The sequence below is a fragment of the Paenibacillus paridis genome (assembly GCF_006345825.1).
GTDB lineage: Bacteria > Bacillota > Bacilli > Paenibacillales > Paenibacillaceae > Pristimantibacillus > Pristimantibacillus paridis.
Genome location: NZ_VCIX01000092.1, coordinates 1,500,107 through 1,524,175, shown reverse-complemented (window position 1 = coordinate 1,524,175; position 24,069 = coordinate 1,500,107). Strand labels below are relative to the sequence as shown.

The following is a 24,069-nucleotide window of genomic DNA, read 5'->3' as shown; positions in this document are numbered from 1 at the left end:
ATGTTCGAAGATGCGAAATCCGGCAGCACACCGAAGAAATAAAAGAATTGCCAAAAAAACTTACCCAGATCTAGTATTATCCCCTTTAAGTAGACACTCAAAAAAAACCTCATGTTATCATGAAGGAAAGAGTGAACTTGGAGGGAATTTTTCTATGGCTACAGTGGGACAAACATTTAAGCAATATACAGAAGAATTTAAGCTGGCTGCGGTACAAGAGCACATGAAGGGATCATCCAGCTATTAGAAAGTGGTTGAAAAGTTTGAAATTAGAAACTGTAGCCAATTGAAGGTATGGGTGAAGAAATGGCAAAACAATGAGGCCTTTGACATGCGCAGATAAGATACCTAACCCTCTTACAGGACGTCCTCGCAAGATCTTCAGTACCATTGAGGAAGAACGAGATTATCTGAAAGCGCAGGTAGATTACTTAAAGAAGCGTTATCCAATTCTAGTAAAGGAGAAGCACTAGGTCAGCGAGACAATTATAATATAGTCAAAGAACTACGCTATCTGCATGGCATTACACGCCTATTAGCCCTTGCAGGAATACCAAGAGCCAGCTTTTTCAAATGGCGATCCACGCAGCCTCAGCGTGATGACAGACAAGACCGGGATCATGAGATTAAAGAGCACAGATTGGCCATCCATTTCACACACCCTTACTTCGGGTACCCACGTATGAGGATAGCCTTACGGGTGGCAGGATATATCGTTAATCACAAGAAGGTATGGCGACTCATGAAAGCACTGTCCATTCAATTTGTTATTCGAAGGAAGCGAAGACAGTCTAAGTACACGCCACCGGTCGTGTACCCCAACCGTCTTAAACGCGAATTCCATGCCACAGCACCTTCACAAAAAATGGTCACGGATATGACCTACATTTCCGACGGCACGAACTTCCACTACCTCTTTGTCATTCAAGATTTATCCAACAATGAGATTGTCGCTTAGCAGTTGTCTTCGCGCAACGATGTGCAACTCGTGCTGGATACAGTCGAAGAGTGGACAAGAAAAAGAGACGTATATTGGAAGCCGTTCTCCATTCGGATCAAGGCTTCCAATATACGTCTCAGGCATACAACACGCGCTTAGAAGCATTCGGCGTTAAAGGCATCCACTCTCGCAAAGCAACCTGCCTAGAAAACGCATGCATCGAATCCTTTTTTTCGCATCTCAAGACAGAGAAGTTGTATCTTCAACAGTGTAAATCAGGAACGGAAATTCGGCAAGCTGTGGAAGAGTACATTTACTTTTATCACTACCAGCGGTATCAATCTAAACTGAAGCAGCGCGCACCAATTGAATATAGGTGCGCGCTGACAGCATAGTTTTTTTCAATTGCCTACTTGACAGGGGTATGACCAGTAGCATCATATCTATCATAGTAGAAAAGCCCGTTTTTACACCTATCACAATAATTATTTGGTTCAGGGGCTCCGCCGATATAAAAGTAATCATCAATAATAATTTTCCTTTTATTCCTAGTAATCTTTATTTTCAAGCTACACCTCCGACAAATATCTCAACCTGATATTACCTCACTTGGTACTATCCTTCCAATTCCTTTCCAAACCTACAATCACAAATAATTGTTTGTTTACTCAATGAATAATATCTTCATTTAACTAGTTGGCTTTGGTAAATTCATTTCATCATAAATGAAATCAAAATCATTTAGGATGAAGTAATCCATTTGATTAGGGTCATCTTCATCTGCAACGAAGGTTAGAGAATACTTTTCGTTAAAGTGAAATATACGGTCGGTCGATTTGAACATGTTCATCGCCTGTAACCGTGTTCCGACTTGTTCAAAGTTATAGTCTAGGCTGCCGGACTCATTAAAAGTTGGTTCTCCATAGCTCCGAAGAACTTCATTTCGGCTTGCTGGCATTTTGAGCCCTTTATTAGTCTGAATGTCTGCTGAGGAATCAACGAGAATCGCCGCTACTATTTCGTCGCGATAAAAGATGGATATCGTCCCGTAAGTATCCATGACAGCCATACCATAAGAAAAATGTCCATCAGGTTTGCCGTATTGCTCTTCAACCGTTTCACGTTTCATGCCCAATGAGATCCGTTTGCCATCGCCGCTTCTAATGCCAATGATTTCTTCTATAGCAAAGGTCGGCTTATTCGGATCTGGCTTCGTTAGTCGGTCCTCCATAGATTGGGTAAAAGCAGATTGTTCGACAGTAATCCCAGAAATGTTGCCATTTGTATTTTCTACAAACCGTAGAGTATAAACGTCAGACTTACCTTTGCCTAAAGCAATCGATTTTCCATAGATTTGTTTAAGTTTACCATTAATAATTTGGAACACGTAATCATATCGATAATCATTTTTCTGAGAAGGTTGACCGAGTTTGGCTAAGACTTTCTTCCAGGGTGTGCCTATCTTGAATTGGCCATTTAATGACGCTTTGTTTGTCGACGTGAAAATCGAGGCCGCCTTTCCGTCTATATAGCCGACAAACACCATAGCAGATGAATAAGAATAGCCTTTGAAACTGGAACTTTCGACTTCTACAGGAGTACCGAGCAGTTTGTCCACCTGCTGCTTGCTCATACCTGGTTGAATCGAAATTGGATTACCCTGCTTTATGACTTGAATGGTCAAGTAAGGATGTTGAATGACATTTCCGTTAACTACATTTGTGATGCTTGTAGCGGCATTCACGTGTAGCGGATTGGAAATTGCAATTGTACTTAGAATAATGAATTGAACCATGCTTGTGGCAAGAAATAAAGCCCGCCGACCATGACCAAAATTCCTTTCAAACTTTGAGTTCATCCACATTTTTATTCCCTCTCTATTAATAAAGTAATCCATTATCATAATATATTCATGATACACATCACATTATCCTGCTCGTTAGCATAATGAAGCAGCCGATCATTGTGGTCGACTGCTTCCGTATTTTTATTGAAATATCTTTCCCGCTAGTTTAGCGAAATAAGCAAATACTCTATGCAAAATTTGCACATTAGCGGTTCCGGTCACCAGATAAATAAAGCTCTCTTGCGGTTTGCAGGAACAGCTTCACGCCATGAGGAGCCTCCATTAGAGACGGAACCGCCAATTGAATCTCCCTGAACGGCTGCGGTTTAATTGTCCGGACGCGGACATTAGGCGGTAGTACCGATAACGACAACGAAGTTGTCGAAACGATAGCGACGCCGAGCCCTTCTTGAATCATGCTCAATGCCGTGGTTATGTTGTGGCCGTCATATTTGATACGCAAAACGATTCCGAATTGCTGAAATAACTCATAAATCGGAGTAACAAACCCGCCTTTGCATACAATCATAGGTTCATTGTCAAGATCGGTGATATGGATTTCCGCGCGGCTTTGCAATGGATGATCGTCCCGAAGGAGCAGACACAACTCGTCTTTAAAGAACGGAATCCCTTCCAATTCACCATTCGGTGGAATAATCCAGCCGACATCGATTATTCTAGAAGACAGCCACTCTTTAATCTCGTAAATAGTTCCTTCGTACAGTTCAAACGTGAGCCCAGGGTGCTTCTCCCCGATCACCTTTAATATTTTCGGTAAGAAGTGTGCGGACACAATTGGGAACGTACCAATGCGGACGGTGCCGACTTCAAACCCTTTCTCGGCCGTTACCTCCTGCTCCACCTTATTGTAGCCGTGCAAAATCTCTCTGAATATGACAATCAGGCGGTTCCCAATATCGGTGAGAATGATCCCTTTCTTTTTATCCCGAATCATGAGGATGACCCCTAATTCCGATTCAAGCGTGGAGATCGCTCGGCTAACGGCAGGCTGTGTCATATTCAATTGCTCCCCTGCTTTTGTGAAATTGCCGGTCTCGGCGATTTTCACGAATAACATCAGTTGCGAATGGGTCATAACAGTTTTGATATCTCCTCTATAGAAAACATTCATTTCATTTATCTCAGAAGGAATTGTATCATGGTAAATACAAATTCACAACAGGAGCTGAAGACACATGATGCATCTTTCGCGAACACGTACTATTGTTTATTTAACGTTTCTAGTTATAATGTGGGGGGTGAATTGGCCGCTTTCCAAATATGCGCTCGAATTTGCGCCGCCATTGCTTTTCGCTGGCTTGAGAATATTTATTGGGGGTCTTATATTGCTTCCTTTCGCTTTACCCCGCTACAAGAAGCTTAATCTGAAGCATACTTGGCGTGTCTACTTAATCTCCGCATTGCTGAATATTATTCTCTTTTTCGTATTTCAAACTTTCGGACTGAAAGCTATGCCAGCCGGACTGTTTTCGACGATCGTTTTCTTGCAGCCTGTTCTGCTCGGCGTCGGCGCTTGGTTGTGGCTAGGCGAATCTATGACCATTTTGAAAATGGTCGGTTTAATACTCGGCTTTCTTGGAGTCGCTGTCGTCAGCGTAAGCGGGGGCTCCGGTAGTATTTCAACCGTCGGCATTCTGCTCGGTTTAGCCAGCACGATTACTTGGACGCTTGGTACCATCTATATAAAGAAAACCGCGACAAAGGTGGATGCCATTTGGTTGGTCACTGTTCAGATGATCTTTGGTGGGATCGTATTGTTGGTTGCTGGTTCTACCGTTGAAAGCTGGATGGATATCGTTTGGAATCTGTCATTCCTTTCGTCTTTGTCGATTATTTCGGTTTTCTGTACAGCCTTAACCTGGCTCGTATTCTTTCTGCTTGTCGGATCGGGCGAAGCTGGCAAAGTCGGTTCGTTTAATTTTCTAGTCCCTCTCATTGCGATCATGACCAGTGTCCTTTTCTTGGGTGAAACGATTACTTCCAAACTGGTGGCTGGACTTGTTCTAATTATCGCAGGCATTGCACTGGTGAACCTCAAACTGAAATTTCTGCAAAAGGGGAACCAATGACATATGGAAAATTAGAAGGAAAAGAACGCGTATCACGGCCCGTTGTCTGTAGAAAATAAATCCCTAGACGGTCGATGTTTCATTGACGTTAAACTGCTGGTTAGCTTGATGATTGTTCAACAAAACCAAACAACCCCCAATCAAATGAATGGATTGGAGGTTGTTTGGAATATGAAGTTATCTGTTGGATACGCCGTCTAGGAAACACTAACGTTTCTTTTACTTAATTTCTTAAATACCGAGTATTCTTTATTGGATTTAATAAAACTTAATATCTTTTCGGCACATTCTGTTGGATTCATCTCTTCTGTATTTACTTCGAGGTCATATTCTTCAAAGCAGTATACTTTGCTATACTGTGAAGCTGCTAGTCCAATCTGTCTATCTCCTCTTGTTTGTTCTCTTCTTATGAGTTCTTCTTTCGAGCATATTACACCTATAAATAACGTAGGCTGATCGAAAAATTGAACAACAAACTCATTAAACCTCTTGTCATTATCGATTACGGTATCTATGATTACATTAAAACCCAATTCTGATAACAATTTAATTGTCGAATGGTACACTGCGATTATGGAATCATCAAGTATTTGTGAAACAACTTGATGATCTATTTCTCTAGTAGGCTCATCAGGAAATTTATTATTAATAAAATCATTGTAATTATTAAAAAAATCATCAATTGATAAATGATAAAAAGGAATCTCTTTCTGATTTATCATTTCAGTCGATATGGAGGTCTTTCCGGAACTTGAATTCCATTTAGAAAAACTAATATCCCTGGCTTCAATGTAATCATCCCTTCAAAAAATATTCATTTCGATTATTATATCTATAACTATGCTTTTATCAAATGCTGTGATTATCCTCGTTAGGTGTCGGCATTCCTTTTTTTCAAAATGATTGCCATGTGCTCCACCTCAGACCGTCAAATTATTTTCTAATTTTATATTGATAGCTTCTTGTAAAAGTCTTTGGAGAACAGCAGCAAAAACGGCGATCACCATAGAGGCTAAAATAATGACCACTCCCATTGGGATGAAACTTGGAGGGTCAACTTTCTTCCCCATGAGATAGTAGATCGGCATTCCTAGCAGATACAAGACACTGATTGTGATAGCACAGTATTTTATATACTTTAAAGCTTTTACCGATATTTCCGAGAACGCTTGATTCTTATCCATGTAGCTTAAAAGTTTAAAAACTTGATACAGAGCAGCATAAAAAGGAATCGCTGCTGCGTACATATCGATTTAAACGAGAGATTTCATATTAGCCCTTTCTGGATACAATTCACCAGCAAAATTCCCAATTTTCGGCACTAAAAATAGGCAAAAAGCGAGGATTGAGACTCCGATAAGAATAACGGCTATCTTCAAAAAGAGTGTTTTTCCTCTTATCATAAACTGCACCGCACTTATTTAAATTCAGTTTTTACTTTACCAGAAATTTTATCGTTAAACAATAAATTAATATCGTTTTAACAAAGATCAAAAGCATTCCCATTATAAACAAATATGGAACGCGCTCGAGCCTGTGCTCCTCTTCGCTCTGACCCAAGTAAACGATGCACGTATTTACGCACTTTAATTCCAGTAGAAATAGACATACAATAACAGATTCTAAATATAGTTATTTCTGCTAAATGATGATATATTCATCGGGAGAGCTCTCGGCATAGGTACATACCCTGTTCGGCCGGATTGGGTACGACAACCCTTATGAGGAGGAATGATTAATGAAGAAGATGTTTTCACTCGTGATTGCCATTACCTTGCTGCTAGGTATCGCGTCCCAAGCAAGCGCTGCTTATGGAGGGGTTTACGTATTTAACCCGTATCCAAATAGCTACGGAGCAGTTCCGGACTATATTGGCATTACAAAGCCCAGCGGGGCTTACCAGTACCAAATTCGTATTTTGGAGAAAAATAACGGAATATATGGATCATTAACCTACGATTCGGGCAGGATCGACGTGCCATCCAGCGGATACGACATTCATCATACTCTTTCGAGCTATACGAAGCTCATGCTTTTGCACGCCGGAACCTTCGTTATTATAGCTGAGGCTTATAACGGTTCTGGGGCTCTCATCGGCAAGGATGAGGTCAAGGTTACTTTCGTGTAAGCTATTCTAGGTTATCGAATATTAACTCAATACAAGGCCGTCCCCTGTTTAATCGGGAACGGCCTTCTGTTTAATTCCGTTCTGTTTTCCATTTTTCCGCATGAATCGGACGGCTTCTGATAATTGTTTTACGGGTATAGGTGTATAGATTGGAGAGCTAAAGCATAATTTAAAACCATTAATTCATTTGTATTTTGAGCCGATCCTTTGTTAGGAACACCGCCTATTGAATCTCCCGCTATAAAGCCACTACCCTATATATAAAAATATGTTGGACGTTTTTCGTAAAATTGACCATCTGGAGTAATGATATTTACCATCCATAGTCTTGTTGTTTGAGATTCTCCGAACTGTGCAGCTTCATATGGATTCAATAGTATAATTGTAGGTGTGACAATAAAGGAGGAATATAGGGACTATGGATCAACATAAAGAGCTTTCATGTGATTTTACGCTAGAGGTGTGGGGAGAAGGTGTGGTAACAGCAGTTCCAGACCGCACCTTGATTACAATGGGAACCGTCAGTGATGGGGTAGAGCTGGAATCAGTACAATCCGACAATGCTACAAAGATGGCTGCGATTATTGACGCGCTAGAGCATTCGGGCATTGCCCGTGAGAGCATCAAAACTACCCAATTTCAAATTGAGCCACAATACGATTATATAGACGGTAAACAAGAGTTCCGCGGATACAGAGTCACCCACCTGCTTCAAGTGATACTAGACAATGTAACGGAAGCTGGACGTTTGATCGATGAAGCTGTTGCGAATGGAGCGAACCTTGTTAATTCGATTGAGTTTGATTCAAGCGAGGCCGCTAAAGCGAGACAAGAAGCATTGATTGCTGCAGTACGAGATGCTGAGACGAAGGCTACCGCCATAGCTCGGGCACTCTGTGTTTCCTTGTCAGCTGTTCCATGCAAAGTCGAGGAAGTAGCGCAGCCTGGGGCGGAACCTATATTCTTCAAGGCGGCAGCTATACCTCTGCAGAACGCCACAAGCCCCATCGAGCCAGGCCAATTGACCTTCAGAGCTGCCGTGAGAATTTGGTACATGTATGGCTGAAAAACAGCAGCAGTTACGGGGAGCATCATCTCAGCTCTAATCTTCTAAGGTATTATAAAAGTATCCAGAACCGACCTTCAACGTTCCAGACCGAAATATGTAAAATACTTGAAGTAATAGCTCATCGACAATCGCAACACCTTGCCGCTCGAGATTGAAGTTATTATCACGTCTTCCATTTAGCTAGCCGAAATCGAAAAACGAAAAATGATTTGAATCAGATAGAAATGATGTTAAAAAAGATACAAAACAACAAAATTAACTTAATATAAGTCATGAAGAATCTCCTGATGTCACGATTCCCCCCTCATACGAAAAATAATCCCAAAGCGGACAGCATTAGTTCTCTTCGATCCATTCTTGCCGTAAGTGCTATTCGAATCGGAGTGCCCATGGCATAATCTAGCGAGTAAACCGTAATCAGCTGTCCCGCTGCCGATACCTTTTCAATTTCACAGTTCTAAATCTATATAACTAGGGCATCCCGCCCAGAATAGAGAAGACTATCGGAACTCCCAGCAAGCCGGCACGAACAGTTGATTCAGCGCTTCCGCCTGTACCGATCCAGACAGGTAGAAGCTCCTGTTGCATACGAGCATAGATACCGATATTGTCAATAGCCGGACGATGACCACCCCTCCAATTCCCATTTTCGGTAGCGCGAATCTTTAGCAGCAGCTCCAGTTTCTCTTCGAATAAATCCTCGTAATCATTCAGATCATAGCCAAATAACGGAAACGAATCGATGAACGAACCCCTTCCAGCCCTGATCTCCGCTCGCCCGTTCGATAGACCTTCCAGCGTTGCAAATTCCTGATTTACCCGCATGGGATCATCCTAAGATAGCACCTTCACTGCACTCGAGAGCCGGATTTGCCTAGTTGTAGCGACAGCGGTAGCCAGAATAACGGCCTAGCGAAGAGCTTTCGTAGTCGATTCGATAATACTCGCATATGGCATAGTCAAAGCCAACTTGAACTGCCAAATGAATCTCTTCGTCTTCTCTAGATCAATGTCATAAGAATACCTTCTTATGAGCAAACAGCCATAAAGATTTTTGGATTTCTGAATGCCCATTCCACATAGTAAACAATTTATTTTACAAAGTATTTATTGACACTGAAAACAATGTGTATTACATTTGCATAATACTTTATATACATTTACCTTTACAAAGTAGTCGACTGTAATTTGAAAGGCTTTTGCTGGGACGAACTTCATTATGGGTTAATCCGGCATCTGAGGAAAAAATGGATGTGAAGTAAATACTTAGTAACCGGGTTAGAGGAGAATCTAGATGGCTTTATTGTTCAAAAATCGGGGTGCTATGCTGCTTCTGATGTTTAATTTATTTTTGGTCTTTGCTGGTATCGGACTCGTCATTCCGGTTATACCCAAATACATCACAATGCTTGATATTAACGGTAGCACCGCCGGCTTGCTTACCGCCTCCTTCGCATTTACACAGCTGGTTTTCTCTCCACTGGCGGGACGGTTATCCGATTCCTTCGGACGTAAGCGCATCATTGTTGCTGGAATGATGACCTTCGCTTGCGCTGAGGTTATATTCGGATTGGCAGATTCTGCTTTACTTCTCTTTGTGTCACGGATGATGGGCGGCATTAGCGGAGCGTTCATTATGCCTGCAGTGATTGCCTATGCGGCAGATATGACTAATGAGAAGGAACGTGCCAAAGGGATGGGCTTTATTAATGCTTCCTTCTTGACTGGCTACATTATTGGTCCTGGCATCGGAGGTTATCTTGCTGAATTTGGCATTCGTATACCGTTTTATGCTGCTGGAATCGCTGGCTTGGTCGCTGCAGTTCTTACAACAGTTGTACTGCGGGAATCGAGGCCATCCACTGTAAAAGCAGATGAGAATAGCGAAAAGACAATGTCTACTCGGAAGCAAAAAAAGAGTCTGCTCCTACAGCTGCGTTTTGCTTACCGCGAACCCTATTTTTTCAGCTTAATCCTTGTGTTCGTCATGTCCTTTGGACTTGCCAACTATGAAGCAGTATTCGGCCTCTTCGTCGACCATAAGCTCGGCTTCACGCCGAAGGATATTGCCTTCATTTTCACATTTGCTTCCATTGGAGGCGCGGTAATTCAGCTTTCCATTTTTGGCTGGGTCATCAACCGTTTTGGAGAAAAGCGAGTCATTGCACTCTGTCTGCTCGCTTCAGGGGTATTCATCCTGCTAACGTTGTACGTTCATCAATATTGGCTGATTTTTGCAGTTACCTTTGTTATATTCTTGTCCATTGATATCTTACGCCCCGCTATCAGCACGCAAATGTCCATGGTCGCGCAAGAACAGCAGGGGTATGTGGCAGGACTTAATTCTGCCTTTACTAGCCTTGGCAATATTATTGGACCGATAGCAGCAGGTATATTGTTCGATGTGAACGTGAACTTCCCCTATGTGGTCGCGGGAATTGTCCTGATTCTAAGCTTCGGTCTCACTCTGTTGACTGGAAACAAGCGTTTACAGCGTGCAAGAAATCACTCATGATAAATTCACATTTCTCTGGCGCCGCTCTTCAAATAAACAAAAAGCCGGTCATTACCGACCGGCTGCAAAGCGATTACACATCTATAATCAGATCTAAAAATTCGGCAGTTGTATCGTACGTTGTTCCCGTTGGCTTTGATTTGCATATTCAATAATACGGATTGTATTTAATGCTTGCTCTGCTGATACAGGCACGTTCATGTCGGATTGAATGGCTTTGGCCATACTCTCATAAAACACTTCATAGCTGCCAGGCAATGTCTTGATCACCGATTCCATCGACAGTCCGCCTACAACGCTGCTTAGCTTTCCATAATGCTCTGGTCGATCTTCCCCCCATTCAGAATCGCCGGGGTGCATTCCCTTTTTAAGTTGATCTTCCTGTGGGTCTATTCCATATTTGATGAAGCTTCCTTTATCCCCATGCAACGCAAACCGAGGTCCTCCCGTTTTCACAAGGGAACCGGAGTGCAAAATAACCCTTAGATGCGAATAGCCGAGAATAAGGTGAAAATAATCATCCGTCTGGCTTCCGGCTCTCTCAGATCGAATATCTGCCCAAACCGTTCGAGGCATGCCAAATAGATGTACCGCCTGATCTATTAAATGTGACCCAAGGTCATAAAGAATTCCTGAACCCGGCTGGTTCTCTTCGCGCCAACGGATTCCGACTTCTGGTCTAAATCGATCATAGTGCGCTTCGTAGGTCGATAATTCACCTAACATATCGGTTGCCAGCAAGGCTTTTATCGTTAAAAAGTCATTATCCCATCTGCGATTTTGATAAACTGCCAATTGAACGTTATGTTCTTTTGCCAGAGAAATCAGTTCCTGTGCCTCGCTAGAGTCTATTGTGAACGGTTTTTCAACCACAACGTTCTTTCCAGCCAATATAGCTTTTTTGGCAAAAGAATAGTGCATCGTATTTGGCGTGCAAATGACAACTAAATTGATTTCATTCTGCAGCAACAAAGACTCGATATCAGCAAATACTTCAACGTCAGGATAGTCCTTATGTACCTTTTCGGCATTTGATGAAACAACTGCTTGTAAGTTCATCCCCTCTGTGCTTCGAATGATGGGACCGTGGAACACGGAAGCAGATAAGCCGTAACCAACTAAACCAACATTAATTTTCATAATTGTTATCTCCCTCTTGTACGATTAAGATCTCAATTCGATGTTTATCAAGTATCTCTTGCACAGCTACGGGCGGCTCACTGTCCGTAATGAGAATGTTGATGCTCTCTAGACCACAAACATGATGAAGAAATGATTTTTCGAATTTGATACTTTCTGCAAGAACGTACACCTTGTCTGCTCTCGAAATCATTTCACGCTTCACATAAGCCTCCTCCAGCTGAGGGCACGATAACCCATCAGGTGTAATGGCGCATGCTCCCAGAAATAAGGTCTGCACTCGAAAGTCCTGAATCATTGCAATCGTTTGAGGACCAGTCAGATTTCTGTTCCATGCATTATATTCACCACCCAAAAGATGAACTTTTCCAGTTTCCTTTTTACCTAGAAACGCGGCCGCATCGATCGAATTAGTAACGGCAGTAATATCTTTGGCGGAGAGCGCTTCTATTGCAGCTTGAACAGTCGTTGACGCATCCAAAAATAAAGTCTCTCCGTCATGAACCAAACCAGCCGCTAGCCTGCCGATGCGTTTCTTCGTTGCTTGATTCTCTAAACGAACATGATAAGGAGCTGTAAAATTACCGGATGAAGGAAGGACTGCCCCTCCATGTGTGCGAAGGATCAGCCGCGCTTCTTCCAATTTGACTAAGTCGCGCCTAGCACTGTCCCGGGAGATATGATATTTTTCACAGATTTGCTCAATCCGAATTTTCCCGTTTTCCTTTATATGCTCTAGAATACCCTTGAGTCGTTCTTCCTGCGTCATTTATCCACCTCGCAATGATATCACTTAAAATCACTTAAGCCTTTTTAAGTTTATTACTTATATTTAAAAATGTAAACGATATTATTCGCTGCAACCGATTATGAAGTCATTAATATTCGACCATATTTAAGCTAAAATAAATATAAGCTATCCAACAGCAAGGAACCTATTTCTGTAATGAGAAATAGGTTCCTTGCTGTTGAACAGCTTTTAATAAGCCTATATTACAATCCGTTCATTAACGAGTTAGATCAATGATATCCCAGAAAGCTTGCTTTGGTTGATGCTGCTGATCAAAAATAAACGGCCAATTTTTCCTCCCATATACCGGAAAGTTATCCAGCCACGTGTAATCATCGGCCGCACCCCAGAAGGTTACAGACGTGATATGCTCGCTATACTCTTTGAATAATTCAAAAAACTGTTGATAACGTTCCGCTTGCCTCTCCACCATGACTTCTGTTGGAGCCAACAGTCCTGTTCGCTTATCTTCAAAATTAAAAACGGATACATCAAGCTCAGTAATATGCAGCATCATACCCAGTCTTGCATATCTTTCTATGGCTTCGCGAATATCGTCCAAAGTCGGATGCTCCAAGTTCCAATGGCCTTGCAGCCCGATCCCGTGAATGGGAACGTCTTTCTCTTTAAGCGACTTTACAAGCGAATAAATTTTCTCGCGCTTTTCAGGTACTGACTCGTTATAATCGTTATAGAACAGCATTGCATTTGGATCTGCCGCATGAGTGTATTCAAATGCTCTTGCAATAAAATCCTCGCCGGCAATGTCGAGCCATTTTGACTGCCGCAGCACCTGCTCTCCACTGTCAGACACGGCTTCATTCACCACGTCCCAGGCATAGATCATACCTTTGTAACGATTTACGACCGTTTCAATGTGAGACTTCATCCGAGCTAGCAAGGTATTGCGGTCCATTGCTCTGCCGGAGGGATGCTCAAACATCCAGTCAGGGGTCTGATTATGCCAGACAAGCGTGTGGCCTCTTACTCCCATGTCGTGTTCCTTTGCAAACGCCACTAATCGATCGGCCTCCTCAAAGGTATACAGCTCCTCTTCAGGTTGCAAGCGCTCGAACTTCATCTCATTCTCTGCTGTTAAGCTATTAAAATGATAAGTAAGCAAATCACGCTGCGTTACTACCGTCTTGGCATTGACTGCAGCACCAATTAGAAATTGTCCATTAAACGCTTCGTACAGCTTGGGAATTTGATTATTGTAGGAACTTGTCATGGCTTTATAGCTCGCTATAGGTAATCGTCTGAATCGTTCCATCCTCGTTATAGCGCAGCTCCGTATATTTAACACTCCGCTTGTGGTTTACGCCATCTGACAACGAGCAGTCGTGGTAGAATAGATACCATTTATCTTCGAATTGTACGATGGAATGATGAGTCGTCCAACCGATGACTGGCGTTAGAATCGTTCCCTTAAACGTGTACGGCCCTTGTGGATTCCGGCTGATGGCATAGACAAGCTTATGTGTCGTGCCCGTCGAATACGATAAATAATACCAACCGTTATATTTGTGGACCCATGGTCCTTCAAAATAGCGGCGATCCTCGTCTCCGGCTTTAATCGAATTTCCGTCTTCATCCAGAATCAAAACTTCTTGCGGGGCGCCTTGTAATGACAACATATCGTCGCTAAGCAGCGCAACCTGCGGACCAAGCGCTGCTGTTCCCGGCTCTGGTCCTGTTGCATCGGGTTCGAAAGAACCTGTCTGCCATTTCTCTAATTGTCCGCCCCATAAACCGCCAAAATAGATATAAGCCTGATTGTCATCATCCACAAACACGGCTGGGTCAATGCTGAAGCTGCCTTCCATATAAGTTGGCTCCGGGATAAATGGTCCTGCGGGAGATGGGCTTGTAGCTACGCCAATTCTAAAAATACCAGCATGGTCTCGAGCCGGATAATACAGATAATACATTTCATTTTTATAGGCTGCATCTGGCGCCCATAGTTGTTTGGAAGCCCATGGAATATTATTCAAATGCAGAACCTCGCCATGATCAACGACCGGTGAATCAAAATTATCGATGGACAACACATGATAATCCTCCATAGCATATTGATCGCCATTGTCATTGCTTGGTCCATCATGATCAAGATCATGCGAAGGATAAATATAAATTTTACCCTCAAATACATGTGCAGAAGGGTCAGCCGTATAAATATGGGTAACAAGCGGTTTGTTTGGAATTGGTTTATTAGTCATAAAAATTCTCCTTTTACGATTAAAGTAGACGAATATATAAAGTGTAGAGCTTACCTGAAGCGGAAACAACCCTACAATTGTTAGATTAAACATAGAGAAACTATAGAACTTTATAAAAAAATGCACATTTAACCGTAAATTTCTCCACTTTTGGGGCTGATATGATCATAAGCAGTAGTCGCGGCTTCTTTTCTCTAATGGTAACCCGTATTGTAGCGCGTTGAGGACCAACGAGAAAAACGCCTTTCCTACAGAAGAGTAATCTTCGCAGATAAAGGCGTTTTTCAAATGCTCCTCCTTAAAAAAAGAACGAAACACATACTCAACTGTGTCTCGTTCGAACTAAGGATTTTTTTACTTGCCTATTTCAACTTCATTCATAAAGCTTCTAAAATTCTCAGCAATTTCTTTCGATTTGGTATGGTGCAAATAATGCTCGCCTTCAAAATTTATCACTTTTCCATGTACGGAATCTTTAATTTGTTCATCATGCTTCTGTTCCCATCCTTCAACATCCGTGTTATTCGCTTCTAAAAAGAAGATAAGCGGAAGATTTTTGGGGAATGTTGTATTTTCAACGGCTTTAAAATTATATTCAAAATGTTCTCCTTCACTTAATATGTTGGCATTAAACGAATTTTTTAGTGAAATCATTCTGATTTGCTCTCTAGTTTCCTCATCTACTTGTGGTGTGATTAGTTGATCTGGGCTAAGTTTCATAATCAATCGGTAGAATCCTGAATTGTTAAGTGCTTTATACATTTCTGACGGAAATGGATCCGAATTGTCTTGCGAAGGAACACTGGTATCAATTCCGACAAATGCGCTGACTTCGTTCTCATACTTGTTCACGTAATCCAGTCCATAAATGCCGGCAATGGAGTGGCCCATCAGAATATATTGGTCAATCTTTAAAGCTTGTAAGCATTCATGAATCTCATTGACTATATTTTCAATGGTTCTTTCCTTATCGGACACATCACTCAAACCATAGCCAAAAGGCTCAATGACGACTACTTTGTAATACGGAGTTAGCTCGTCCACTAACGGTTTAAAATCAAGCGCAGGTGACGCTGTGCCAAATCCCGGAAGCATGACGACCGTTTTCTCGCCAGTACCTTGAATGGTAACATTCATATTTTTCCCGTCTACAGGCACGAGCTGTCCATAGGATTCAATTTTTCCTTTTTCGATTTTATTGCAAATCTTGTTAACCGCAAAAACAATGACCAGAAAAAGAATAAATACTAGCAATATTGCTCCAATGACTTTCAAAATAACTTTCAACGTTTTTCTCATGTGTCTGTCCATCCCCTTATGTTTTGTCTTCTTTATTCTAACAAGTCATCCTTAGATCCTGTGTAACAAGGGGTTACCTAAGCCTTAATTCTATTACGTATCTATGTCAAACAATTAAGCTCCCGTTAAGGTAATTTTGCAAAAAAAGTCCCCTGAGGTATCGCCTCATGGGACTTTCAACTAAGAAATTCATTTAAATTTCGATTCTAGATAAGAAATAAGCTTTCCGGTGAAAAGACCAATTAAGAAAGTAACCATTACTACAACGATAATAACAAAACGATCTTTAGGTTGGATTCCCAGCTCAACAAACAGTGGAGCAAGCCAGAATAAACTAACGTAAACTATAATTAAGAATATAAAAGAAGGACTTCCAAGTATAAAACGTATCCTCAGTGGCGTCTTTTCGAAATTTTTGGAGTTCATTTTTACCTCCTCTTAATCTGCAATAAGAGTATAAAATGCCGGAAACCGCGGATCCATAGAACTTGGTATTTCTTCAAATGTTCGTATAATTAACAGATTTATGATTCGACTGTAGATGGTATATATTAACACTTATAATTAAATTGTCAACTTTTATAAAAAAAGGAATTTGCAATCACAGCAAACTCCTTCTTATTATGATATGCGATGTGCGATTTTAAATATTTTCCCATGAATGTTTGAAGAACAATTCGTAAACCTTTACCCCCACGATTTTCACGATCATGTATACAGGGATAATGATAATGATCCCAATGATGCCGAAAATATCGCCCCCTACTAATACAAGTAATATCGTAGTAAGCGGATGGATATTGAGCTGTTTTCCAAAAACATAAGGAGCAATCACATTATCTTGAATTTGCTGTGCCAATAAAATAATAATGATCGACCATATTGCAACTGAAGGCGATTCAATGAAACCGATAATAACGATGGGAACAGCGGACAATATAGCTCCAAAAAAAGGTATAAAGTTCATAATCACAGCTACTACGGTTAACAGCAGCGCATAAGGCAGTCCAATAATCAGAAAGCCGATGTACATGAGTACTCCAAGCGCAAGATTAACGAGCACTCGCCCGAGGATAAAGCCGCTTAATACTTTATCAACCTCACCCGTAATCTCTTCCCCTTCCGCACGGAATCGTTTTGGAAGCGCCCGAACGAGCACTTTTCCAAAATTGCCGCCTTCTTTTAACATATAGAATAAGATGATTGGAAATACAAACAAGGTAATCGCCATATTCGAAATGAATGAAAATAGTCCTTTGATGTATTCCGTTAGAAATGCAAAACCATGGCTTAAGAAATCTGTAACCTGTGTAACGATAGAGAAATCAGCGGGGATATACGCAGAGAGAAATTCATTTTTCTCTAACTCCTGCAGTTGAAAATTTAATTCTGAAAGGATGCTCGGTCCATTCTTCAACAAATTATTGATTTGCTCACGCAAAGAGGGCCACACGCCGGTAAGAAAGACAACTCCGATCAAGGCGATGACGAGATAGATCACTAAAATTGCCACCGTACGGTTAGTCTTCTTGCGTACCATCCAATCCACGATCGGACGAAGCATATAATAAGCGAAAAACGACAAAATAAGCGGAATCATCACAATATTGACCAGTGAAAGAATGGGTTTAAATATAAAATCAACGAGCGAGGCCAAATAAACACTTGCTAGTACGAGCATAATGGCCAAACACCAGCGAATAAAACGATTTAATGAAAGCATACAAGTCTCTCCTTGACCTTTTTAGTATTATTTTTGCAGATGGATGGAAAAAACGGTCGGCTCCCCGGCCTGTTCGCGAAGCTTTAGCATGCCCCCCATTTTTTCTGTGTTTTTTCTTGCAATGGATAGTCCGAGGCCTGTCCCTGCTTCGCCGGCTCTCGCTTCATCACCGCGTACGAACGGTTCAAATATGTTGCCCCACAGCTGCTTTGGAATGCCTATGCCCGTATCTGCGATTTCAATAATTACATGTTCTGCTTGCGGAATTAGCTCTACCCTCAAGTGGGTGCGTGTCGGGTTATAGGTTAGTGCATTGGCAATCAGATTACGAATCACGCTGGACAGCAAATCGATATCGTATACGGCATACACATTTTCCTCTGCTATGTTCAATTGCAGCACAAAATCCTTTTTTTCGATATCGCCATACAAATCCGCCACTACCTCACGCAGGAAATCTCCGATTTCATTGCGCTCTAATTTCATTCGAAAATCGGGAGAATCTGTTTTGAGCAGATCCAGCATATTATGTATGAGCTTGGTCACTTGCTCTGATTTGTAATAAATATAGCTTAAATATTTTTTTTGCCGCTCATCGTCCTCTACTCTTCCTTCATACAAAGCCTGTGCATAGCCCTGTATGCTCGTGATCGGCGTTTTCAAATCATGGGAAAGATCAACGATTAGCCGTTGTTTGCTGTCTTCTGCATATTGTTTTTCCGCTGCCGTTTTTTCAATAATGCCTGCCATATAATTAAAGGTGTCGCGTATTTGTACGAATTCCTTTTCCCCTTCTAACGCAATTCGCGTACTGTAATCTCCCTCAATCATTTCCTTTAATCCAATAGAAATTTGCTGCAGTGGCTTGTTGATTCGCCTGGCGACCCAATAGCTGTATACAAAAATAAGAACAGCCATCAGCGCTACCCAGATCATAACATAAACCAAGCTGCTATTATTAACAGCAGCCGGGTCGGCTCGATGGCTGAAATCGATAATTCCGATAACGATCATGGTACCAAGCAAAAGAAGCAAAAGGATGTTGAACCATAAGAAGTCGTAAATGAGCGAAGTACGCAGTTTCCTGTTTTTACTACTCTTCCCTTGGCGCTTCAATTTTATATCCCAACCCTCTAATCGTTTTAATATAGACGGGCTGCTTCGGGTCCCGTTCAATTTTCTCGCGTAAATTGCTAATATGCATCATAATGGCGCTATCCTCATGAACGTAATAGTCATCCCAGACTGACTCATAAATTTTTTTGCGGGTAAAGACACGACCTGGCTCCTTCATTAATAAATCGATAATTTTATATTCGGTTGATGTTAAAGAAATAGGCTCCTCCCCATGGAAAAGAGAGCAGCGGATTCGATCAAGCTTGAGTTCTCCAACTTTGCAAACGTTGCTCTGGCTAGAGCTCGTATCAGCAGCATCAAAGTGATACACTCTCCGCAGCAGCGCTTGTACGCGGGCAACAACCTCAAGCGGGTTAAACGGCTTAGACATATAATCGTCAGCCCCTAAACCTAGTCCGAGTATTTTGTCATGATACTGGCTCTTAGCGGATAAAAATAATACAGGAAACGTTCGGGTTTCCCTAATTTTTTTCAATAGGCTGCGCCCATCCAGACCAGGCATCATAATATCAAGGATAGCCAAATCAATCTTCTCTTTTTGGACAAGCTCCAGCGCTTCAATGCCATCTTTGGCTTGCAGAATGGCATAGTCATTTTCTAAATAAAGTTGAAGCAATTCCATGATTTCAGGTTCGTCATCAGCAATTAGTATGGTATACCTCATCATATCTCCTTATGTACAACGTTTTCTTTCGATGCTCCTTTGAACGAAACCCCTTCCACCTTAACATGAACCTCAATAAAGGATTTGCCTGTCATCATCTCTACCGCTTCATGAACATGATGTTGCAGTTCTCGGCAAACGCGGCGAATATCGGACCCGTAAGCGATAATAACCCGCAATTCAATCGCCGTCTTATGTTCATCCATGGAAACAGATACACCTTTGGGAATATTTTTACCGCCGAGACGTTTCGCTATTCCTTCTGAGATGCTGCCGACTAATACGGCGACATCGCTTTTGATAAGTGCTGCATGACCTGCTATTTTAGAGACCACAGCCTCTGATATTTGAACTTGACCTGCTAATACTTGCTCATTCATTATACTCACTCCTATCTTGGCTGATAGTATAAGTATATAATTTCACATTAAAAATTACATAAGCGTAACCTAAAGATTAGCTAAACTTTTGAGGAAAGTACACTCTTTGAGGGTTATAGACGCAATAAAAATTTTGCGAAGCGCTATAAAAAAGAACCGAGCTGCAGCAAGGCAGTCCCGGTTCTTTCGAATATGTTCTTATGATCTGCTTACATGGTCCCGCCGCCGCGACGAATTTGAGCAGGTATCTTCTCAGGCCCTTTGTTAATATACGTATAAATAAACGTCGCTACCTTCTGCTCGTCGTATTCATCCAGCTCCATCGTTTTGGTCCATGCGGTTACAACAACGGCTTTGCCTTCTGGAATATTCTCGTCAGGGACCGCCAATACGCCCGCTCCCGCTTCTCTAAAATTAACGAAATAATTAAGCTGTTCGATAATTTCGGGTTTGGCATCCTTAGGATAATGGATAATAATATCCCCATGCTCCATATTGTGAACCAACAACTCATTACGAGGTTTTTCTTTGTAAAAACCAAATTGAATGTCATGCGGGCTATGCGTTCCTGAAGTTGGAATTTTCATCTCATATTCAACAGGATCGTCGGAGTGCTCTGCTCCATAGTTCTGATCGTCGTTGACCTCTATCTCTGCCTTAAGATTTAAAGTATCGATATTGTAGGCTTTGCCCATATCTATTGCAAAGTGAACAATAACTACGATGATGGATAAACTCAAGAATAGATGAGCCGCTAAACGCATTTTTTTCGTTTTCTTTCTCAAAGCTGCTTTCTCTTCTTTTTTTAAACGGCTCGTATTTTCCTTATTCCACTTTGAAGCGTACCAGTATCCCAAGACTGCCAATAATAAAATGACTGCTGCTGTGTACAATAAAAAATACGTAGACCCCGTTTGTTCGTGCAATAGCAAGTGTTCTTCCATTCCGATATCTGCCCCTTCGTCGCACTACATTCCGTAGTGCTTTTTCTTAAAAAAACTAAGTGATAGCGAGCAAGACCATACCCATAAACAAAAGCAGGACGTGAACGGAAATCACTATAGTAATCAAGCCTAGCCGTACAGGCATCACTTGATCTGGATCTACAAGCTGCTGCAGTCTATAATTTACAACGCCATCGTTAAAATGTACCAACACAGGCGTCGGATTATCGCTAAAGCCTTTCTTGATCAACTTCAACAATGCGCTTCCAAGTCCAAGCTCACTGCCAGTCTTTTGTACGGCATATTGATCGGCTAGCAGCTCACTTAGCAGCTTATAGCTGCTATAGCTCCATTTGGTAACGGGAACGAACCATAGCGATTGCGAGATAATTTGCAGCACAAAAATTTTCAAAGCATCGAATTTTTGTTGATGGAATGACTCATGCTCAATGACCGCCCGCAGCTCCATATGATCAAGCATGTTCATTAAACCACTCGAAATCACGATAAGCGGCCGCCGGAAGCCAGCGGTAAAGGCCATAGCCCGCTCATGGTCGATCACGATAATATTTTGATTTTGCGGTTGAAAGTCTTGGAACACCGAAGCGGTTAAGCTAATATTTCTGATTGACATCAATCTGGCTTTAAATCTTCTCGAAAGAAAAAATTGCTGCGTTATTTTGATCATCGAAATTAAAATGGCATAGGCAATCAATGAATTTAAAAAAGTAATAACTAAAAAATAATAAAGCGTATTTTCTTTAAACAAGCTGATGCAAAAGCGGAAGAAGTTTACCTTCACGTTAACGCCAAACAAGAGATGAGCGAGGTACATGCCCATCTGGCTCCATACCATAACAGCAATCAACAAGCTTAGAGTGAGGACGACGGTAGATTTTTTCCGAAGTCTCATGAAGGCTTATCCTTCTTCAATTGCTGGATTTTGTGCTCCAATCTCTCAAGCAAAGATTGGTCAACATCCTTCAGCGCGTCAATCATGTGATTAATCACTACACCGCCGAATTCATCCAACAAATTTTCCGTCAACAGCTTGGACTGCTGCTCAATAAAGGTTTCCTTTGATTCAACTGGGCGGAACAATGAAAGCCGCCCCTTCAGTCTTTTTTGCAAAACGCCTTTATCTAACAAACGGTTCATAACGGTCATGACCGTATTGAAATTGATCGGCTTGTCCTTCTCTAACCGCAATTGTACCTCTTTAATACTAAGTTCATCGACTTCCCATAAGATGTCCATAATCTTAGCTTCAAGTGAACCGAAGAAGCGATTCAACCCTACTTCGCCGTATTTAAAATTTTTAATTTCCATAGGTCTCTCCTTCCACTACATATTATAGTGCAGCGAACACTTCATTTCAAGAGAATGAAATCGTGGAGTAGTTTAACCCATTCAACACATCAAAAAAGCCCCTTTTAAGGGGCTTTCCTGCAATGCGAACATTTGTTCTCTATTCGTATTTTGGCCATTTCCATAAAAATCTCTCTTTTTCATGCGGAATGAAGTCAAAAACGAATAAAGGAACCATATTGGCTAAGTCCGGCCTCAAACGAACGAGAACAAATATTCCCATGGAGTATTTTGGGCATTTTTTTTAACAAAATTGGCTAAATTAGCGATTTCCCGCTTCATTTTCATGTCGATGATCAATGGAATTAGTCCCAAGGATGCTTCACGGTGAGAAAACCGGCGAATTTTTTACTTTCATCTCTTCTGATCTTGCGCATTTCCGCACGATGCGGCGCAGTTTCATAAAGCTTAAGCTCCTCTTCCGTCTCCGGAACTACGTTTGGTACTGGCACAGGTTTGCGATTCTCATCCAATGCCACAAAAGTTAAGAAGGAAGTCGCAGCAACCCTGCGTTCACCGCTAAGCAAGTCTTCCTTGATGACCTTAACAAAAACTTCTACAGAGGTACGACCCGTCCAAGTGACGAAGGATTCTAAGCAAACGGAATCCGAAGGCCTGATGGGATGAAGAAAATCCACGGAATCAGTAGATGCCGTAACAACGGAACGCCGGCAATGCTTGGTCGCAGCGATCGAAGCAATATCATCGATATAGGCCATTAATTTTCCGCCAAACAGCGTATTATGATTGTTTACATCCGGCGGAAATACCCTTGCTGTTTTGTAACACTTGGATTCGCGTGAATACCGTTGTTCCATCGTTTATTATTCCCCTTTGGTAAATACAGATAATAATTCCTCAATCGCTTTTGCCGAATCAACTTCTAAGCAGAACTCCACAGGTCTTCCAACAAGTGAGCGTACTCTGCGATCCGTAATGACCATGCCAGCCGTATAACCGGCACCACAATCTATGACGGCATTTAGCATTTGCGTCTTGACCAGTGACGGATGAATAGCTACGATAACCGCTAATGGATCATGCATCGAGCATTCACCGTCAAATCCGTTAGAAAACGCATAAAAATCGAAATAGCGCTCTAGCGATGCTTCGACGAAGGCTAACACGTCGCGTTTATCTTCAGCGACCTCACGAGCCAAATGAGCCATATGGTGCTTGGTTAAACGTGTTTGCTGCGTCACATCCAGACCGACGATCACAAGCGGCAGCTCGGATTCAAAGACGATTGCAGCGGCCTCTGGATCACCATACAAATTCGCTTCACTTACCGGCGTGATATTGCCTGGCACGAATACTGCGCCGCCCATAACGACAACCTTCTTGAATTTCGTAACAATCGATGGATCTAGCTGCAGAGCGAGCGCCAAATTCGTTTGCCTGCCAACGGTAACCAAAATGAGCTCACCTGGGCTTTCGTTTACTTTGCGAACGATAAACTCGGCTGCTGTTTCTTCAAGGGGCTGCTGCTTGGACGATGGCAGCTCCGCGTCGCCGATTCCATTATTGCCATGAATATGAGGTACTCCTCCCGGGAATACCCGTTTAAGCGGACCCGCTGCCCCTTTCGCTACAGGCACTTCATAGCCGCAGTTCGCGACCTGAATAACTCGCAGCGTATTTTCCGTCGCTTGGTCCACATCCGTATTGCCGAAACCGGTGGTAATGCCCTCTACCCTAATCTCGGGTGAAAGCAACGCATATAAAATCGCTAGAGCGTCATCAATTCCCGTATCTACATCAAGCAAAAGCCTGTTTTTTTCCATCATGTCATAATTCCTCCCTTTGCTATCGTTCAT

Annotated in this window: 22 protein-coding genes and 4 pseudogenes; 6 read left to right on the top strand and 20 right to left on the bottom strand. The window is 42.0% G+C overall.

All coding sequences use genetic code 11. The features are described from left to right. The first annotated feature begins 493 nt into the window (after positions 1-493). Together FJQ58_RS33265 and FJQ58_RS33450 are read left to right on the top strand one after the other, a co-directional pair. A complete protein-coding gene (locus FJQ58_RS33265) occupies positions 494-958 on the top strand; it encodes an IS3 family transposase (protein ID WP_139998738.1) in 465 nt (154 codons plus the stop codon). Positions 959-1,008: 50 nt separating this feature from the next. Then, positions 1,009-1,335, top strand: coding sequence for an IS3 family transposase (locus FJQ58_RS33450; protein WP_139998736.1), 327 nt, complete (start codon positions 1,009-1,011; stop codon positions 1,333-1,335). Positions 1,336-1,628: 293 nt separating this feature from the next. Here FJQ58_RS33450 and bamE read toward each other — a convergent pair whose 3' ends face one another. Beyond that, a complete protein-coding gene (bamE, locus tag FJQ58_RS28715) occupies positions 1,629-2,804 on the bottom strand; it encodes an outer membrane protein assembly factor BamE domain-containing protein (protein ID WP_162341817.1) in 1,176 nt (391 codons plus the stop codon). A gap of 187 nt (positions 2,805-2,991) precedes the next feature. Next, entirely contained in the window at positions 2,992-3,882 is an 891-nt protein-coding gene (locus FJQ58_RS28710) for a LysR family transcriptional regulator (protein ID WP_139998732.1), read from the bottom strand. Positions 3,883-3,982: 100 nt separating this feature from the next. Here FJQ58_RS28710 and FJQ58_RS28705 point away from each other — a divergent pair, with 100 nt between their 5' ends. Then, positions 3,983-4,876: a DMT family transporter gene (locus tag FJQ58_RS28705; RefSeq protein WP_139998730.1), complete on the top strand. Its 894-nt coding sequence runs from the start codon at positions 3,983-3,985 to the stop codon at positions 4,874-4,876. Positions 4,877-5,073: 197 nt separating this feature from the next. Here FJQ58_RS28705 and FJQ58_RS28700 read toward each other — a convergent pair. Together FJQ58_RS28700 and FJQ58_RS28695 are read right to left on the bottom strand one after the other, a co-directional pair. Next, positions 5,074-5,666 (bottom strand): annotated as a pseudogene (locus FJQ58_RS28700) (chloramphenicol phosphotransferase CPT family protein). Positions 5,667-5,796: 130 nt separating this feature from the next. Continuing rightward, positions 5,797-6,279: pseudogene (locus FJQ58_RS28695) on the bottom strand (DUF2975 domain-containing protein). 335 nt (positions 6,280-6,614) lie between these two features. Here FJQ58_RS28695 and FJQ58_RS28690 point away from each other — a divergent pair. Together FJQ58_RS28690 and FJQ58_RS28685 are read left to right on the top strand one after the other, a co-directional pair. Further along, positions 6,615-7,004 (top strand): hypothetical protein, encoded by a 390-nt coding sequence (locus FJQ58_RS28690; protein WP_139998728.1) that lies wholly within the window; start codon positions 6,615-6,617, stop codon positions 7,002-7,004. A gap of 418 nt (positions 7,005-7,422) precedes the next feature. Continuing rightward, a complete protein-coding gene (locus FJQ58_RS28685; RefSeq protein ID WP_139998726.1) occupies positions 7,423-8,070 on the top strand; it encodes an SIMPL domain-containing protein in 648 nt (215 codons plus the stop codon). A gap of 310 nt (positions 8,071-8,380) precedes the next feature. Here the strand turns inward: FJQ58_RS28685 and FJQ58_RS33090 are convergent. Continuing rightward, positions 8,381-8,512, bottom strand: a pseudogene (locus tag FJQ58_RS33090) (MFS transporter); the annotation flags it as partial. A 35-nt stretch (positions 8,513-8,547) separates the two neighbouring features. After that, positions 8,548-9,067, bottom strand: a pseudogene (locus FJQ58_RS28675) (LLM class flavin-dependent oxidoreductase); the annotation flags it as partial. Between the two features lie 300 nt (positions 9,068-9,367). Here FJQ58_RS28675 and FJQ58_RS28670 point away from each other — a divergent pair. After that, complete coding sequence (locus FJQ58_RS28670) at positions 9,368-10,588, top strand: MFS transporter (RefSeq protein ID WP_139998724.1); 1,221 nt, start codon at positions 9,368-9,370, stop codon at positions 10,586-10,588. Positions 10,589-10,681: 93 nt separating this feature from the next. Here FJQ58_RS28670 and FJQ58_RS28665 read toward each other — a convergent pair whose 3' ends face one another. The 14 genes from FJQ58_RS28665 to FJQ58_RS28600 form a co-directional block, all read right to left on the bottom strand. After that, positions 10,682-11,728 (bottom strand): oxidoreductase, encoded by a 1,047-nt coding sequence (locus FJQ58_RS28665; protein WP_139998722.1) that lies wholly within the window; start codon positions 11,726-11,728, stop codon positions 10,682-10,684. Next, on the bottom strand, positions 11,718-12,497 hold the full coding sequence (locus tag FJQ58_RS28660) for a DeoR/GlpR family DNA-binding transcription regulator (protein WP_139998720.1): 780 nt from the start codon (positions 12,495-12,497) through the stop codon (positions 11,718-11,720). Before FJQ58_RS28660 ends, FJQ58_RS28665 begins: the two co-directional genes overlap by 11 nt. A 238-nt stretch (positions 12,498-12,735) precedes the next feature. Then, positions 12,736-13,749 carry an endo-1,4-beta-xylanase gene (locus FJQ58_RS28655; protein ID WP_139998718.1) on the bottom strand — a complete coding sequence of 338 codons (1,014 nt, stop codon included), beginning with the start codon at positions 13,747-13,749 and terminating at the stop codon, positions 12,736-12,738. A 4-nt stretch (positions 13,750-13,753) separates the two neighbouring features. Continuing rightward, on the bottom strand, positions 13,754-14,737 hold the full coding sequence (locus FJQ58_RS28650; RefSeq protein WP_139998716.1) for a glycoside hydrolase family 43 protein: 984 nt from the start codon (positions 14,735-14,737) through the stop codon (positions 13,754-13,756). A 354-nt stretch (positions 14,738-15,091) separates the two neighbouring features. Further along, entirely contained in the window at positions 15,092-16,036 is a 945-nt protein-coding gene (locus FJQ58_RS28645) for an alpha/beta fold hydrolase (protein WP_139998714.1), read from the bottom strand. 643 nt (positions 16,037-16,679) lie between these two features. Beyond that, entirely contained in the window at positions 16,680-17,759 is a 1,080-nt protein-coding gene (locus tag FJQ58_RS28640) for an AI-2E family transporter (protein WP_139998712.1), read from the bottom strand. Positions 17,760-17,786: 27 nt separating this feature from the next. After that, entirely contained in the window at positions 17,787-18,875 is a 1,089-nt protein-coding gene (locus FJQ58_RS28635; protein WP_238404376.1) for a sensor histidine kinase, read from the bottom strand. Beyond that, positions 18,853-19,560: a response regulator transcription factor gene (locus FJQ58_RS28630; RefSeq protein ID WP_139998710.1), complete on the bottom strand. Its 708-nt coding sequence runs from the start codon at positions 19,558-19,560 to the stop codon at positions 18,853-18,855. The genes FJQ58_RS28635 and FJQ58_RS28630 overlap by 23 nt, the downstream gene beginning before the upstream one ends. Continuing rightward, complete coding sequence (locus FJQ58_RS28625; RefSeq protein WP_139998708.1) at positions 19,560-19,940, bottom strand: Asp23/Gls24 family envelope stress response protein; 381 nt, start codon at positions 19,938-19,940, stop codon at positions 19,560-19,562. Before FJQ58_RS28625 ends, FJQ58_RS28630 begins: the two co-directional genes overlap by 1 nt. 209 nt (positions 19,941-20,149) lie before the next feature. Further along, complete coding sequence (locus tag FJQ58_RS28620; RefSeq protein WP_139998706.1) at positions 20,150-20,884, bottom strand: DUF3105 domain-containing protein; 735 nt, start codon at positions 20,882-20,884, stop codon at positions 20,150-20,152. A gap of 55 nt (positions 20,885-20,939) precedes the next feature. Then, a complete protein-coding gene (locus FJQ58_RS28615) occupies positions 20,940-21,797 on the bottom strand; it encodes a M56 family metallopeptidase (RefSeq protein ID WP_139998704.1) in 858 nt (285 codons plus the stop codon). Further along, positions 21,794-22,213 carry a BlaI/MecI/CopY family transcriptional regulator gene (locus FJQ58_RS28610; protein WP_139998702.1) on the bottom strand — a complete coding sequence of 140 codons (420 nt, stop codon included), beginning with the start codon at positions 22,211-22,213 and terminating at the stop codon, positions 21,794-21,796. Before FJQ58_RS28610 ends, FJQ58_RS28615 begins: the two co-directional genes overlap by 4 nt. 344 nt (positions 22,214-22,557) lie before the next feature. After that, positions 22,558-23,070 carry an acyl-CoA thioesterase gene (locus FJQ58_RS28605; protein WP_139998700.1) on the bottom strand — a complete coding sequence of 171 codons (513 nt, stop codon included), beginning with the start codon at positions 23,068-23,070 and terminating at the stop codon, positions 22,558-22,560. A gap of 6 nt (positions 23,071-23,076) precedes the next feature. Continuing rightward, complete coding sequence (locus FJQ58_RS28600; RefSeq protein ID WP_139998698.1) at positions 23,077-24,039, bottom strand: nucleoside hydrolase; 963 nt, start codon at positions 24,037-24,039, stop codon at positions 23,077-23,079. Positions 24,040-24,069: the final 30 nt, after the last annotated feature.

Coding starts and splice junctions, on each gene's coding strand:
- bamE (WP_162341817.1), bottom strand. CDS start 2,804: ATGTGGATGAACTCAAAGTTTGAAAGGAATTTTGGTCATGGTCGGCGG.
- FJQ58_RS28710 (WP_139998732.1), bottom strand. CDS start 3,882: ATGACCCATTCGCAACTGATGTTATTCGTGAAAATCGCCGAGACCGGC.
- FJQ58_RS28705 (WP_139998730.1), top strand. CDS start 3,983: ATGATGCATCTTTCGCGAACACGTACTATTGTTTATTTAACGTTTCTA.
- FJQ58_RS28690 (WP_139998728.1), top strand. CDS start 6,615: ATGAAGAAGATGTTTTCACTCGTGATTGCCATTACCTTGCTGCTAGGT.
- FJQ58_RS28685 (WP_139998726.1), top strand. CDS start 7,423: ATGGATCAACATAAAGAGCTTTCATGTGATTTTACGCTAGAGGTGTGG.
- FJQ58_RS28670 (WP_139998724.1), top strand. CDS start 9,368: ATGGCTTTATTGTTCAAAAATCGGGGTGCTATGCTGCTTCTGATGTTT.
- FJQ58_RS28665 (WP_139998722.1), bottom strand. CDS start 11,728: ATGAAAATTAATGTTGGTTTAGTTGGTTACGGCTTATCTGCTTCCGTG.
- FJQ58_RS28660 (WP_139998720.1), bottom strand. CDS start 12,497: ATGACGCAGGAAGAACGACTCAAGGGTATTCTAGAGCATATAAAGGAA.
- FJQ58_RS28655 (WP_139998718.1), bottom strand. CDS start 13,749: ATGACAAGTTCCTACAATAATCAAATTCCCAAGCTGTACGAAGCGTTT.
- FJQ58_RS28650 (WP_139998716.1), bottom strand. CDS start 14,737: ATGACTAATAAACCAATTCCAAACAAACCGCTTGTTACCCATATTTAT.
- FJQ58_RS28645 (WP_139998714.1), bottom strand. CDS start 16,036: ATGAGAAAAACGTTGAAAGTTATTTTGAAAGTCATTGGAGCAATATTG.
- FJQ58_RS28640 (WP_139998712.1), bottom strand. CDS start 17,759: ATGCTTTCATTAAATCGTTTTATTCGCTGGTGTTTGGCCATTATGCTC.
- FJQ58_RS28630 (WP_139998710.1), bottom strand. CDS start 19,560: ATGAGGTATACCATACTAATTGCTGATGACGAACCTGAAATCATGGAA.
- FJQ58_RS28625 (WP_139998708.1), bottom strand. CDS start 19,940: ATGAATGAGCAAGTATTAGCAGGTCAAGTTCAAATATCAGAGGCTGTG.
- FJQ58_RS28620 (WP_139998706.1), bottom strand. CDS start 20,884: ATGGAAGAACACTTGCTATTGCACGAACAAACGGGGTCTACGTATTTT.
- FJQ58_RS28615 (WP_139998704.1), bottom strand. CDS start 21,797: ATGAGACTTCGGAAAAAATCTACCGTCGTCCTCACTCTAAGCTTGTTG.
- FJQ58_RS28610 (WP_139998702.1), bottom strand. CDS start 22,213: ATGGAAATTAAAAATTTTAAATACGGCGAAGTAGGGTTGAATCGCTTC.
- FJQ58_RS28605 (WP_139998700.1), bottom strand. CDS start 23,070: ATGGAACAACGGTATTCACGCGAATCCAAGTGTTACAAAACAGCAAGG.
- FJQ58_RS28600 (WP_139998698.1), bottom strand. CDS start 24,039: ATGATGGAAAAAAACAGGCTTTTGCTTGATGTAGATACGGGAATTGAT.